Here is a 14,411-nt window from a genome sequence, read left to right on the forward strand (position 1 = left end):
CTTGATTTTACCGGAAATGCTGCGGGTAAGGTGAGCGTGGGTGCGATCGCTCAGTACCTAAACAAAAATTTTAAAATTGTAGAGCTTGATTGACATAGATTTCCACAGATGTGCCAGCTGGTAAAAACCAAACGTTGGTTCGTTGAGTCATTTGCGAGATTGCTTGTTGATTGCGTTGGGCAATTTGAGGTACTACAGTGTTCATCCCACCTTCTAAAATTCCAGCCAAGATATTGCGTTGTGGGTTGGTATTGCTAACGATAGTACCGCCAGCATTTGTAGTCACAACTTGAGACTCAGTACGGTTAACTAACTCTGCTGCTTTGCCAAGACCACCTAAAACGAATAATCCTAGATCCATACTGGCAATAGATGACCCCCGATTGGGAAATTGGTTAGCAATCAGCGGTTTACCTTGGGGCGCACGAATCATCAGGGCATTTTGGGGTAAGCTTTTTTCTGTAAGTTGACCTCGATCTGGCAAAATAGCTTTGACTACGTTCAGCTGGATTAAGCCTTGCTCAGAAAGAGAGCTAATTTCAGTTAAAAATTCCGTATTTGCTGGAACAGCGATCGCACCGTCTACAGTTTTTAATGGTTCTTTTAAACGCACTACAAATACATTTGTGCGATCGCCATCTGTAGACTTGCTTGTTTCTCCAAATATAGCGGTTGCCAACACAGCTTTGGCATGACTCCCGACTGCGATCGATTTTGGACTCTGCTGCGATCCTTGGCTGACTGTGGAATTTTGCTGTTCTGGTTGAGGATTTTTGGTTGGTGGTTCTGTGCGATCGTTATTTTCCGCCTGTGGTGTCGTTACATTCGCATTAGATTGATTGTTAACAGCCATCTGTCCATAGCTACCTAACTTTGATAACCTTTCCCAATCTTGGACTGGGTTTGGTGTAGATGGCGGATTTACATTAACTAATGGTTGAGTTTGTGGATTGGGAATTATTGTTGGAGGTGGTGGGTAAGATTGACCAGATCTAGGAATGCGCTCAACTGTAACTATCTTAGGTACGTAAACTGTTGAGGTAGGTGTTGGCGTTCTTAGTACTACCGTGCGTCCATCTCTAGAACTATCTGGCTGCGAATTTTGTGGAACTGCGATCGCATTTCCATTTCTTAATTGTTGTTGTGCTAGCTTCACAGCTGATGCTTGTTCTGTCAAAGCCAATTTTGTTTTCAGATTCTCTACGTTTTCCTCTAACTCTTGTTCTTTAGATTGTTGTTTGAGATGCGATGGCGTTTCTAAAGCCACAATGTTATTGTTTTTTGGCGTTTGATTAGAACTACTCATCAACTGTGATAAAAAACCACCAGCAAATAAAACTATAGCTAAAGTAGCAGTACCTACTAAACCTAACTTAGCAAAGGGATTTGATGAGAGCGATTGTTCAGTCTTCTCTTGCGTTGGTTCCGATGATGGTGGGGGCGATTTAGCTGATTCTTCTAATATTTCGGTATCGGCAGATATAGATTCTACTTCTAAACCAACTAATTTTGCCATTCGTAATTCCCAATCATCAGAGTTTTCTGGCTCTAATGGATATTTTTCTGATTTTATGTGAGCTAAATTTTGTACAGTATTATCTGATTCCAATAAATAGTCATTAGATTCCGAATTAGATAAATTTGGTGAAAAACCATTGGAATAAATTGAATTATTTTTCATATTTTTGAGCAGCTAATGGGTAGTCCAGCACATTCTCGATCTTATAATTTGCATATTTTATATATTATTTGGTTTCAGCTAATTTATTCGCTGCTAATAAATCAATGAAACGTCAATAACAGCAAATTTAATACATATAAATCTAATGTTTTTTATTTCGTTATTTATTCCCATTGCCAATGACAAAGCCTGTGAGGACATCAGCAATTGTGACTGCAACTACTACTAATAAGGGTGTTCTGGCTATGCTTTGCCAATCTTCGTCTTTGCGCACGGCGTTGACTACTCCAATGAGGGCAACAGCTATATATAGTAGGTATAGTGCCCGCAAGACGTTGAATACTAATCCTACTGCTAGTTGAGTGTTACCACCATTATTAGAACCTTGGGTAAGAGTGTTTTGAAAAAAGTCTTCGGCTTTTTTGAAGAATTGTGCTTGCGCTGGGGCGACGAAGTAGTCTAGCCAAAATATACTCAACATAGCGATCGCTACTAATATTTGCACAGAGATTAATTTCTGCTTTGGTAAATTAAATTGCCGACCTATTTTGTACGTAATTATTGTTATTAGGCTCCCCATTAAGAGACAAAATAGTAGTACCGGGCTTTTGAGGCTGATGATGCTAATTAATACTGCGATCGCTAGAACTAATGGTAGTGCTTCAATTAGTATAAAATCACACAATTTTCTGATTTCTGTTAATTTAGAAGTTATTTTTCTAAAATGAAAAGGTTTTTTGCCCAAAAATCTCCTATTAATGGTTCGGCTAGACATCCGGTAACTTTCTATTAATTCTTGGATTGAGCTTTCAGTATTATATTAAAGTAACGACCACATTTATCGTAAATAGCATTGAAGCTATTTGATACATCAATATTTTTGATTAAAAAAGTATATTAGCCGTATCTTACAATGCTATTAACAGTAGCTTAACTTTTACTGCATAGCTGCCTTAATCACTGCAAGCAAGGTTATGAAGGGTCAGATAACTGACCCTGTTTTATTTTTTTCGGTTTCCGAAAACCAAAATCTTGATGTTGTTAAGACTGTAGAACAGCAGCCTCAAATCTTGGACAAATCTTGCTTTATCTTAAGTTGTTACAAATCCCTTATGCTCGTTTTCTATTCCAAGGGCCCCAAATCGCACAGGTAATTCCAGGATCTTGGATATTAACAAACATTGTGTGTCCATCGGGCGAGAAGCAAGCACCAGCAAATTCACTGCCGTTGATAGCATTTGTTGCAAACCGATACAGTTCACCGTTCTTGTCAACACCGATAACGTATTCAGTATTGCTACCATCTTCACACAGAAAGAGATCCCCGAAAGGAGCCACAGTAATGTTATCAGGGAAATTTAATATGTTCTCAGCGGGAGACTCCACGACTAAGGTAATAGTGTTGTCTTTGGGGTTATAAGCAAAAACCTGCCCTTGCCCAACATTGCCACCATTGGTACAGGTAAAGTAGATTAAACCGTTGCCATACCAAGCGCCTTCACCACGTGAGAAGATAGCTGCACCCTTAGCTTGTCCTTGACCCCGTGTGGAAGTAGCAAAACTATTGTCATTGGGGTCAACATTATCGATCCGCACCCATCTAACAGGCAATGGTTGGTTTTTATATTGCAGAAAATTCGTCCGAGTATTAATTGCAGTTTGAGCATTAGTTGCAGGCGGTCTACCAGGAAGATCTATTACTAGCGCTTCTAGCACTCCAGTACCAGCAATGTTAGGATTCTGGAGGTCGCCATATTTAGTCGGACGGACATTAGGACGGAAGCGATAGAAGCAGCTACTGCCATCATCTTCAGTTTGATAGATGTAGCCAGTGTTTGGATCGACTGCAATGGCTTCATGGTTAAAGCGTCCCATAGCCACAAGGGGAGTTGGAGCAGCCACTTGAATGTCTGATGTTGCTGGAACCTCAAAGTTATAGCCGTGCTTTTTGGTTGCACCACCCGTTCCAGGGAGAGTCAAATTCTCTTCACAGCTAATCCAGGTATCCCAAGGAGTTGGCCCGCCAGCGCAGTTGCGAATAGTCCCTGCTAGAGAAACAAATTGCTTTCTCACTCTACGATTAGGGCCAACAACAACTGTGATTGTACCTCCCCCAATCTGGTCATACCGGGGTGAAGCTAAAAGCCCATTAGAACTAGGATTCAGTTCATGATTGCGCACCAAAATTGTGGTGTTGTTAGGGCCAGCAAAGGCAGCCATACCATCATGATTACTTCGTACTATTCCTCCATCATCCATACTTTGGCCTGTATAGGATATGGCGGTATAGTTAAAACCAGGAGGAAGTTCTAATAGGGGTTGGGTTCCTAAGTTAATTCCACCAAGCATAACATCAGCAAGTTCATCCGCATTTACGGGTAGCTTCGGCTCTAATGGGCCATAACCAATTCCTCCCGCCACTTGACCACGAGCTGCTCTGGCATACAAAGCTTCTAAAGGAGAAAGCATTGATACACCAACAGCACTCGCACCAGCGAGCTTGAAAAAGTTACGTCTTGATAAGCTCATCAGAATATTTTTTGAAAAACACCAGTAATCAAGAAAATAAAAATTGATTTTTAATAAATAAATAAGACATGGTTAAGACTTAGTACTAAGAGTAAAGAGCCTATGCGCTTATAAGCAGTTACTAACCGTCTAGTTAGAAAGTCTGAGACTTAAAATCAGCCTTATATTTTTTTCTGCCTGGATATAAAAACCTCATGGTTAAGTAGCAAAAATAACATGAAGAACAATCCTCTGTAAGTTCGGAGCCAGAAAGATCGAAGAGAAATGCGATCGCCAGATTTAGAATGATATCTACATCCACTTTTCGAGGCGATATGCTTTTAGAACTGCAACAAATTATCGTCAAACCAGGACAACAAATGTTGCTTAAAGATGTGAGTTGGCAGCAATTAGAAAATATTTTGGCAGAAATGGGAGAACACCGTGCTGCACGCATTTCCTATAGTCATGGCTGGTTAGAAATTATGGTGCCGCTACCCGAACACGAAAAAGATAAAGAATTGATTGGTGATTTAGTCAAAATCTTGTTAGAACAACTGCAAATTGATTTTGAACCTTTTGGTTCCACAACACTGAAAAATGAGCGAATGCGGCAAGCAGTAGAACCAGATACTTGTTTTTATATTCAAAATCAAGCTGCTATAATTGGCAAAAATCGGATTGATTTAACTGTAGATTCGCCACCAGATTTAGCGATTGAAATTGATATTACATCCCGTACTCGATTTGAAAATTATGAGCTTTTAGGAGTTCCTGAATTTTGGCGATATACACAACAAGGGTTAGAAATTAATTTGCTTCGAGAAGGAAAATATATCAAATCTCAATCTAGTCCTAATTTTCTTAGTATCCCAATTATTGAATTAGTCAATGAATATGTTCGGCAGTGTTTAACGATTGGCAGAAGTCAAGCGATTCGTAATTTTAGAAATTGGGTGAAGAAGAATTTGTAGCTTATTGTTAATTTACCTTTGATTGCATAGTTTGAAGTAATAATACAACTCACCTTTATTAAGGTTGAACAGGCACAAATTCATATTCATTTTTACCAGATTTTTGTTGAATTTTGACTAAAAATATAGGGTTATTAATGCGATCGCCATTTAGTGAAAACTGAATTTCTCCTGTCGCACCCTCGACTGAAAAATTTGGACTGTGCAGTACTTGTTGTAATCCGTCACGTGTACTATTTTGCTGCAAGCCAGCGATAATTGCTTTAGTTGCGTCATAAGCTGTAGCTGTTCGCCAGTTCACCGGCGCACGCCAAAGGGTTTGCGAATTTTGCAAAAAAGGATTATTAGGAAATGCTGTAGAATGCCAAGGCGTAGAGATGATCAATCCGTTGATACCTTTGCCTTCCTTTAATGTTTCTTCAGTGAACAGTGTAGGGCTACCAAATACAGTCAACTTCCCTTGGTTTGATTCTACTATTGCTAAACCTTCCTTTATTTTGTCTATATAAAGACCTAACACTAAGCCATTAGCACCACTACTTAAAGCTTTAGAAATAACATTACTAGGGTTAAAGTTACGAGCAGAAACATCACACTCTGTAGGATTAATCTGACCGCCCATCGCCTTGATAGCTTGAACAAACTCTCTGTTAAATGATTGATTATCTATTCCTTGGTAATCAACACAAATAAGAAAATTAGTTTTTCCTACATTTTTAATAGCATAATTAGAAACCTTATTTGCTATAGATTTAACGCTAGGAACAGTTCGGAAAATATATTTGCCAACACTATCAAGATTTTGAGCATAGCTAGTAGGAGATACCATTACTAAGCCATCTTTTTGATATATTGGAGCTGCGGAGAGGGAAGCATTACTAGAATTATGTCCTACGACAGCTAAAATGTTTTGATCTTTGACAAACTCAGAGGCAAGCAATGCAGCTTTACTTGGGTTGTTGTCATCATTAGCAATAGCGACTTCCAACGCTTTGCCATTAATACCACTACTATTATTTACCTCATCCTGTACTTGAGCCACACCACGCAGCATTTCTTTTGCTACATTTGGGTTTGTACCAATCGGTACGCTCACAGCAATTTTGAGCCGTTCTCCTTTCTGACGAGCTTTAGTATTATTCAAGTAAATTAATGCTTCTGGGTCAGTAGGATTAGTTTTTCGATAAGCATCAAACTTTTCAATAGCAGTGTTACAATCACCTTTAGCAAATGCTTGAACTCCAGCTTCTTTATCAAGGTTTGTATCTTGTTTCAATAAAATTTCTTCACCCAAGCTAATTCTATCGACCATAATATACTCCTCTTTGACACAAGAATTTACTATAGGCTGAACTACAGGTTGAGGTTGATATCGAATATTAAATAAGTAGACTACAGCACCACCAAAAACTACTCCGATTACTCCAATAATGCACGCTCCTATGTAATATGAAAAATTCCTATTTTGGAAACGTGGAGGATGAACAACTACCGGAGATGCGGTAAGTTGGTGTTCAGTAATTAAAGAAGCTTCGATTAGGGCTATATCTTCATCTCTGAGCCCTAAACGTTGCTGAACACGTTTCAAATTAGCGCGAGTTCTATCACTCGCAGGAAACCCATGTTTAATCTCGTCGCGGAAAGCTAGCTCATATTGCTGCAATTTTTTCTTTTTATCTTCTATAGGTGCTAAAACCTGAGTTTCAATTGCCGCAGCCTGTTCAGGTGTTAGTTTTAATGTCTCTTGTAAACCTACCAATGCAGCACGACCAGCAACAGAAATTTCACCGTTACCTCCCTCTACCCAATACTCAACTTCTCGACGATATGTGAGCATGGGATCATTACTTGGTGCTTTAGCAAGCTTAATTTTATAACCTTCTTTGATAGCGTATATCTCCGGTTTCATAGCCGGAGTGCTTTCTTGCACTTTCTTGGTAGCATACTCATGCAATTCATCAACAGAGATAAAAGCATCTTGATCACGATCTGCTGCACCAGTTTCTAGCCCCTCCACTATGTAGCGGGTGTAAGTTGAGTTATCTGTTCCTTGCTGTTCAAAAGAATACTGGGTTGAAGTCGAAGATGTGAGAATAGCCCGTCCTTCGCCACCCAATTGGTTTTTGACATCCACAAAACCATCATCTCTTGCTAACATCCCCTCAGCAAACGCACCACTAAAGCAACAATCAAGAATCACTACCTCACGTTTGGAGCGACTATTGCTCATGACTTCATGCACAAAGCTAGCTAGTACTGTTGTTGCCTTAATCGGTACTCCTCTATCTGTTTTGCGAGTATTGCGAGTAGCAAAGTAAAGTTTGCCGCTTTCATCTTTGATTCCGTGACCAGAGAAAAATAGCAAAACGAGGTCATCTCTTTGACGATCAGCAAACAAGATTTCAATAGCTTCCGCCATCTCATGTTGTTGAGGATTCAGCAGTACTTTTACATCATCAAAACCGCCAATCTCTGGATTCTGCAAAACTCGCTGCATTGCCTCAACATCTTTTATTGTCGCTGGCAATGGGGTAAGACCAGGCTCATACTCACTGACTCCAATTAGCAGTGCTACTTTCACCATCTCGTTATTGTTCCTTACTGCTGGAATTACTTAGTTACCTGCGACAAACTTTTGCGCTTGTTCAATGACTGCGGTTAACTCTTGCTGGCTGTTAGCTTTAACTTTTAGCTTTTTCCCGTTGGCTTCTACTTCCAATTCAATTGGTTTGTTACCCAGGCGATCGCGCAAAAATCCCAAAACTTTCTTAAAATTGGCTAGGCTTACCTCAGTCTGCAAAACTCCTACCAGAAAACCTCCAACAGACTTTGCTCCTTGGGGTGTTTTTGTCACTGCTACGAGTTCTGCACTTTCTACATCTAAGTCTTTTATCTCTCGCAGGAAATTTCGCGTTTCTCGCTCCTGCTCTTCTGCATCTAAGTCGGGATTGGGAAGAGCGATCGTCAGTTTGACGTTAGATTCAGAACTCATTTTGTATCCTTTCAGGTTTTAAGCAATTGACTGTCAGCAGTGATTTACACAATATTTATATTGAAACCACATCTTCTATGTAAATTTCCTGAAAATTTTCTCATATTTTTACAAATATTTTTTATTTTTAGGTAAAAATCGGTAGAAACAGCAGTTATTCGCCCTTCCCTCTAACTCGAAGCACTGGTATAAAAACGCAACGCAAACCGCCAAAAGCAAGTAGAAATAAAAAATAACCCTAATGCTAATCCCACTGCACCTATTAGCCAAGTAATTTGTCCGCGACCCAGCATAGCTTCTGCTGGCACAGTAGTTAAAAAAGCTACGGGTACTACGAATGTAAAGAAAAAGCGGTAAGCAGCAGGGTAAGCTGCGATCGGATATCTTCCTGCTTCCAATAAACCTCGTAATACTTCAGTAACGTTGTATATTTTCACAAACCAGATGCTAGTGGCACCTAGCATAAACCACAAGCTATAAAGAATTACCAAACCCAACAATAAGGGTACTGCACTGACTAGATAGTTGTTGAGAGTTAAACCAAGGCGCGTACCTGCATAACCAATAATCGCACTACCAAAAACTAAATCGGGTAGTCCCCAAGGCGACAGGGTATGAGTAGAAAGCCAAAACTGACTGCGGATAGGTTTGAGCAGCACAAAGTCTAAAGTACCTTCTTGCACGTGGCGGACAATGCTATTTAGGTTCGGAGCTAGAAATGTAGAAGAAAAACCTTGTAGCAGAGTAAAAATACCCAGTACAACTAAAGCGGCGTTCCATGACCAGCCAGCAAAAGTGTAGCCAGTACGGTAAAACAAGAATAGCCCAAACAGGCTACCCGCCAGATTACCTAAGCTAGTGATGGTAGCGACGATAAAGTTAACGCGATATTCCATCTCAGCTGCGATCGCAGTACTCCAAAATAGTTTTAAAACTTGCAAATATCTCTGCATCTTGCACCCTTAACCGAAAACCTACCGATTGCCATGAGTTTTTTGTAGAGTCAACAATATATTCACGTAATCTTAATATTATTTTGCATCACGAAAAATTGCCGAACGTTAAGATGTTGTATGTTTATGCTTAAAAGGTACGATATTCTATGCATTTCGATTTACCGGCATTAATTAAATCACTCGGCTATTTCGGTGTATGGGGAATTATATTTGCTGAGTCTGGGTTATTAATTGGTTTTTTTCTGCCTGGCGATAGTTTATTATTTACTGCTGGATTTGTCGCTTCTCAGCAACTATTAAACATTTGGATTTTAATTATTGGTGCTTTTATCTGTGCAGTTCTCGGTGATAATGTTGGTTACACTACTGGATATAGATTTGGCAGAAAATTATTTAGCAAAGAAGATTCATGGTTATTTCATAAAAAGCATATTTATAAAACCCAAAGTTTTTATCAAAAACATGGTAAAAAAACCATTGTTTTAGCACGTTTCGTACCGATTGTTAGGACTTTTGCACCTATCGTTGCAGGTATTGGTGCCATGCATTATCGGACATTTATGTCTTATAACTTGATTGGTGGTTTCTTGTGGACATTTGGAATTACCTTTCTAGGATTTTTCTTAGGAAAATCTTTGCCAGCCGAACAAGTTGATAAATATCTATTACCGATTATTGGATTAATTATCGTGATTTCTTTGCTGCCATCGATTATTCATATAATTCAAGAAAATAGAGGCAATAAATAATCAAATTACTTTCGATGCTTACCTGAGCTAGGTATAAGAGACTTTCAAATCAAAGAAACGATCCCATTGTTATAAATCTATAGGAGTCTCGGAAGACAAGGGGAGCAATGGTAAATGAAAGGCTTGTTGAGCAAATATGCAGCTTAAATGCATTACAGCGGATTTTGGTGAGACTCCCTTAGCAAATTGGAATTTTCATACATTCTCTAATGCTTCTAGTAGAAGAGATAGTTAATGAGAAATGCATATACTGCAATTACCAAGCAATAGTTTGACAAGCTTCTAGTAAAAGACCTGCTAGAAGCTTTTTCTTAATTCCTGAGTGGCATCTATCTATAGATATATAAATCCGATTTTATTGCAGAAATTACTCATAGCACAAGAGAACTGGTCACAGGCAATAAGGGAAATTTAAGTATATAAATTTTGTAAAGGTTTAATAGTAGTCTTATATACCAGTAATTTATATATTCCTCAAGGTATTCAATAATTAGTTCTGTTGATAGATTGGCTGCTTCTAGCATGACTGTTACTATTTTTTTCAGTAAAAACCTTTAATAAACAGTGAACTTATGAACATTATTGCTTGGATTGTTTTAGGTCTGATTGCTGGTGCTATTGCTAAAGCCATTTATCCTGGCCGTCAAGGCGGTGGCATTCTGGCAACAATCATCTTAGGGATCATCGGTGCATTTATTGGCGGTAGCCTGGGCATATTATTCACTACAGGTAGATTAGCTTTAGCAGCTCCTACTCTGAGTATTCCTGGGATCTTTGTGGCAGTTATTGGCGCGATTATTGCTGTCTTCTTGTGGAACTTACTAAACCGCCACAGCGCCGTGTAAAAATCAGGTTGCGGACGAATGATTGTAGAAATCTGCAAATCTGTTTAATTATTTTTGAATCTTTCTTGAGTCAAACTGAAACAGTAGCGCTTACCTAGTATTGCAGGTAGCGCTATTATTTTTTTGTGCAAATCGCTTCAAGGATGAGACACAGAACAGCCTTAAGAAGAACTCTCATAGGATATGCCTTGCGATCGCACTTTTAATTTAAATTCATCTAGCAAGAATTTAACGAGCGTTCTCACCTCAGTTTAAAGGCATAAAGATGAATTTGTAGGCTATGATATTTTGTAAAAAATTACACTTTATTATAGAAAGTATTTTTACTTATTAGGTTTTGTTTATTGCTCTAGCGACAGGGTAGCAGCTAGTGTAAACCTCTGTAGTCAAGGAGATTCCGTAAAATCATCTATTTATGCAATGCCTTTTTTTCTTTTGGCAACGGATAACTTAATTTACAATCTATTGTGATCTGACCTACAGGAACAAAAATCTCAGCTACTATTCAAACAGCCAGGATTGCAAAAGGGAAACGCGAACGGAACTCATAAATGAAGTGTAAGGAGTGTTAAAGTGACTGCCCAGAGGATATCGCAAGTTTTACAAGCAGTAATCATTATAGTTGTGATTGCTACAGGGGGTTTAAGTCTGACTTTGCTAAAGGGTGGGCTACTCCATGAATTAGCAACTAACAAGCCAACTAATCACAATGTCAAAGGTGGGACTAAAAATTTAACATCTCAAAATACTGCACCCGCCAAAAATTTAATTGTAGAAGTGCCAAAGCCATTTCAGGGACAAACCATTTATCATGCAAATCTGAAGCCGAATGACAAACTAGTTGCTCTAACTTTTGATGATGGCCCGGGCCCGAAAAATACCGCACAGGTACTAGAGATTTTAAAGAAAAATCATATTAAAGCTACGTTTTTTTTTCTTGGGGAAATGGTGCAAACTTATCCCCAAATCGCCAAACAAGTCGTAGCTGATGGTCATGCCCTTGGTAATCATACCTGGCATCATTGGTATCGTCAGATGGATACAGCTACGGCGGCTAGTGAAATCGATCGCACAGCAGATATTATCTATAAAACTACAGGAGTCAAAACCGCATTGTTCCGTCCTCCTGGAGGATACCTGCATAATGGATTAGCTGACTACGCCAAAAGTCAGAATTACGCTGTCATGATGTGGTCAAGTCTTACAGGGGATGCTGACCGTCATGTACCACAGGTGCCAGGAATGATCAAAAATGTAGTTAATAATGCCAAACCAGGCTCAATTGTGTTGATGCACGATGGTGGTGGTAATCATTCTCGGACTGTGAAAGCTTTACCAGGAATTATTGCTGGTCTGAAAGCTAAAGGTTATAAATGCGTGACAGTATCGGAACTGCTAGAAATGCAAGCTAAAGAAGAAGCAACAGCAATCAAACCTTCACCTGCGGTGACAAAGGATGAACAAGTAAAGCACTAAGTAGCGAATAGCTTGGTAAATACTCTACGTTAACCTTTGTGTTTTTCTGCGTTTAAAAACGTTACGAACTTATGCCAAGCGGTAATAATACCATTTCACATTAATCATGATACAAATACATCGGTAAGGGCATGGCAATGCGATGCCCCTACGAAAAATCTATCAATATCATAGTTTCTGTTAATTGGTATAAGACAACTTCATAAATTTTGATTTTTGAATTTTTAATGTTGCAGCCTCCATCTTTTCAAGCTATTACCCAGCGTCCGGCATTAAAATTACCCAATAATGCCAGAGTTGCAGTCTGGGTAGTAATGAATGTCGAACACTTCACCTTTGGCAAACTCGGAACCGCAATTCAACCCCATTTAAATAGCTACCCAGAAATTGCTAATTATGCTTGGCGAGACTATGGAAATCGTGTAGGTATTTGGCGATTGTTTGAACTATTTGCTGAGTTAGAAATTCCGGTAACAGCCGCAGTTAACGGCGAAATTTGTACGCTTTATCCAGAAATAATTACAGCCATACGACAATATGGTTGGGAAATAATGGCGCATGGGATTAATAATTCCACTGGGCATAGTGGAATGAATATGCAAGTAGAAACAGAGATAATTAATCAAACTCTAGATTTACTGCGTCAAGCAACGGGTAAAACTCCTCAAGGTTGGTTAACCCCTGGCTTTTCGATTACAGAATCAACTTTTGAAATTTTACATAATGCCGGAATTGTGTACACTGCTGATTGGGTAAATGATGACCAACCCTATTGGTATCCTTTACCTAATAACGATCGCTTGCTGGCTATTCCTTACACTATAGAAGCAAATGATATTACTTTATGTTTAAGTAACCGATTTTCGGGTGCAGAATTTGCCCAAGCTATTGAAGACCAATTTGACCAACTGTGGCAAGAAGGCAAAAATCAACCAAGAGTAATGGCAATTGGCTTGCATCCATTTATTGTTGGTCAACCACTACGCCTAAAATATTTAAAGCAGTGTTTGTTACATATTAAAAATCAACCTCAGACCTGGTTAACTACAGGTGAAGGTATTTATGAGTGGATTAATAAACTCTAGATAATTAATATTCATTTATCTAAGCTCTAAAATTAAAAATATGGATGTTTCGCAAACTAATATTTTAAAAATCCCTGTAATTGATGCCAATACAGAAAATACCAAACCCTATGGGCATCTTCTAGGTGATGATGTGAGTAAACCTGGGTTAGGAATTCCCTTTTATCAAGGACGAGTATTAGAAGGCGAAAATATTGACTTTACTTATCGGGGAACGGCAACTTTTAGAACTGCAAAAATCTTACCAGGATATCCCTCAATTATTTGGTTAGAACGCCATATGCACATGACCCAAATGTTTATTGGTTTGGGACAAGCACCATTTATTATGGTGATGGCACCACCTAATCATGAAAATGGCGAAAACTTGCCTAATTTAAATCAAGTACAAGCACTGCGGTTTCCTGCTGGTTATGGACTGTTGTTGCATATTGGCACTTGGCATGATTTTCCCATAGCGTGCGATCGCCCTGTGGTAATTCTCACCGCTAATTCTGATGAAGTTGTCACCGCTTTGAGTCAAATGCAGATACCAGGCGAAATGAATCAAGGCGATGTGTATAAAATATCGCTGCTCAAAAGATTAAATTGTGAAATTCAGTTGGATGTTGATTAATGTCCTTTGTCCTAACTTGAAAAAAGGCTTTGGGTAGAAGGCGTAATAGCAATTGAGTACTCCGAAATGGCAATTGAGTACTCCGAAATCGCAATTGTAGTACTCAAAATGGCAATTAAGGACTCCGAAATCGCAATTGTAGTAACCAAAATGGCAATCGAGTACTCCGAAATCGCAATCGAGTACTCCGAAATTGCAATTGTAGTATCCGAAATAGCTATTGTAGTCTCTAAAATGGCAATTGAGTACTCGAAAATCGAAGCGCTAGCGTCTCACTTCAAAATACTTGATTTCTTTGCGGTAAAAATTTAGAACACACAGGTAAAGGATTTTTTGATTTAAAATTACTGACTAGTCTTATTGAGTTGGTTATTTTAACAATCTGTAATATTTCACTAGTTACTAGCTAAATAAACAACTTCAGCAATCGGAGTCAGCGTAGAAACGCAGTTTTCAGTTTACAAAACGAAAGAATTGTGGGGTTAATTAGTAATTAGGAATTATGTTGAAATTGATCCCCATTGATTTT

General features: G+C 38.8%; 13 protein-coding genes. 7 read left to right on the forward strand and 6 right to left on the reverse strand.

The features are described from left to right. Positions 1-70: 70 nt before the first annotated feature. The 3 genes from AACU33_RS32995 to AACU33_RS33005 all read right to left on the reverse strand — a co-directional run bounded on the left by AACU33_RS32995 (position 71) and on the right by AACU33_RS33005 (position 4,210). Positions 71-1,681: a TrbI/VirB10 family protein gene (locus AACU33_RS32995; protein ID WP_096594475.1), complete on the reverse strand. Its 1,611-nt coding sequence runs from the start codon at positions 1,679-1,681 to the stop codon at positions 71-73. A 160-nt stretch (positions 1,682-1,841) separates the two neighbouring features. Continuing rightward, positions 1,842-2,456, reverse strand: coding sequence for a hypothetical protein (locus AACU33_RS33000; RefSeq protein WP_339376424.1), 615 nt, complete (start codon positions 2,454-2,456; stop codon positions 1,842-1,844). Positions 2,457-2,791: 335 nt separating this feature from the next. Continuing rightward, positions 2,792-4,210 (reverse strand): alkaline phosphatase PhoX, encoded by a 1,419-nt coding sequence (locus AACU33_RS33005; protein ID WP_096594476.1) that lies wholly within the window; start codon positions 4,208-4,210, stop codon positions 2,792-2,794. A 314-nt stretch (positions 4,211-4,524) separates the two neighbouring features. Here AACU33_RS33005 and AACU33_RS33010 point away from each other — a divergent pair, with 314 nt between their 5' ends. Then, positions 4,525-5,163 (forward strand): Uma2 family endonuclease, encoded by a 639-nt coding sequence (locus AACU33_RS33010; protein ID WP_096594477.1) that lies wholly within the window; start codon positions 4,525-4,527, stop codon positions 5,161-5,163. Between the two features lie 58 nt (positions 5,164-5,221). Here AACU33_RS33010 and AACU33_RS33015 read toward each other — a convergent pair whose 3' ends face one another. The 3 genes from AACU33_RS33015 to AACU33_RS33025 all read right to left on the reverse strand — a co-directional run bounded on the left by AACU33_RS33015 (position 5,222) and on the right by AACU33_RS33025 (position 9,108). Next, positions 5,222-7,747: a caspase, EACC1-associated type gene (locus AACU33_RS33015; protein WP_096594478.1), complete on the reverse strand. Its 2,526-nt coding sequence runs from the start codon at positions 7,745-7,747 to the stop codon at positions 5,222-5,224. A gap of 30 nt (positions 7,748-7,777) precedes the next feature. Beyond that, entirely contained in the window at positions 7,778-8,155 is a 378-nt protein-coding gene (locus tag AACU33_RS33020; protein ID WP_096594479.1) for a hypothetical protein, read from the reverse strand. Between the two features lie 170 nt (positions 8,156-8,325). After that, a complete protein-coding gene (locus AACU33_RS33025; protein ID WP_096594480.1) occupies positions 8,326-9,108 on the reverse strand; it encodes an ABC transporter permease in 783 nt (260 codons plus the stop codon). A 149-nt stretch (positions 9,109-9,257) separates the two neighbouring features. Between AACU33_RS33025 and AACU33_RS33030 the strand changes: the two genes are divergently transcribed. The 6 genes from AACU33_RS33030 to AACU33_RS33055 all read left to right on the forward strand — a co-directional run bounded on the left by AACU33_RS33030 (position 9,258) and on the right by AACU33_RS33055 (position 14,194). Beyond that, positions 9,258-9,860 (forward strand): DedA family protein, encoded by a 603-nt coding sequence (locus AACU33_RS33030; protein WP_096594481.1) that lies wholly within the window; start codon positions 9,258-9,260, stop codon positions 9,858-9,860. A 572-nt stretch (positions 9,861-10,432) separates the two neighbouring features. Next, entirely contained in the window at positions 10,433-10,705 is a 273-nt protein-coding gene (locus AACU33_RS33035; protein ID WP_096594482.1) for a GlsB/YeaQ/YmgE family stress response membrane protein, read from the forward strand. Positions 10,706-11,278: 573 nt separating this feature from the next. Next, positions 11,279-12,181, forward strand: coding sequence for a polysaccharide deacetylase family protein (locus tag AACU33_RS33040; RefSeq protein ID WP_096594483.1), 903 nt, complete (start codon positions 11,279-11,281; stop codon positions 12,179-12,181). Between the two features lie 230 nt (positions 12,182-12,411). Next, positions 12,412-13,266, forward strand: a complete 855-nt coding sequence (locus AACU33_RS33045; RefSeq protein WP_096595472.1) for a polysaccharide deacetylase family protein — start codon at positions 12,412-12,414, stop codon at positions 13,264-13,266. Between the two features lie 40 nt (positions 13,267-13,306). Next, the gene (locus AACU33_RS33050) at positions 13,307-13,882 is read left to right on the forward strand and encodes an ureidoglycolate lyase (RefSeq protein WP_096594484.1); all 576 of its coding nucleotides are present in this window, start codon (positions 13,307-13,309) and stop codon (positions 13,880-13,882) included. Between the two features lie 66 nt (positions 13,883-13,948). Then, positions 13,949-14,194 (forward strand): hypothetical protein, encoded by a 246-nt coding sequence (locus AACU33_RS33055; RefSeq protein ID WP_096594485.1) that lies wholly within the window; start codon positions 13,949-13,951, stop codon positions 14,192-14,194. Positions 14,195-14,411 lie beyond the last annotated feature (217 nt).

It is taken from the genome of Calothrix sp. NIES-2098, from assembly GCF_963875125.1.
Lineage (GTDB): Bacteria > Cyanobacteriota > Cyanobacteriia > Cyanobacteriales > Nostocaceae > Aulosira.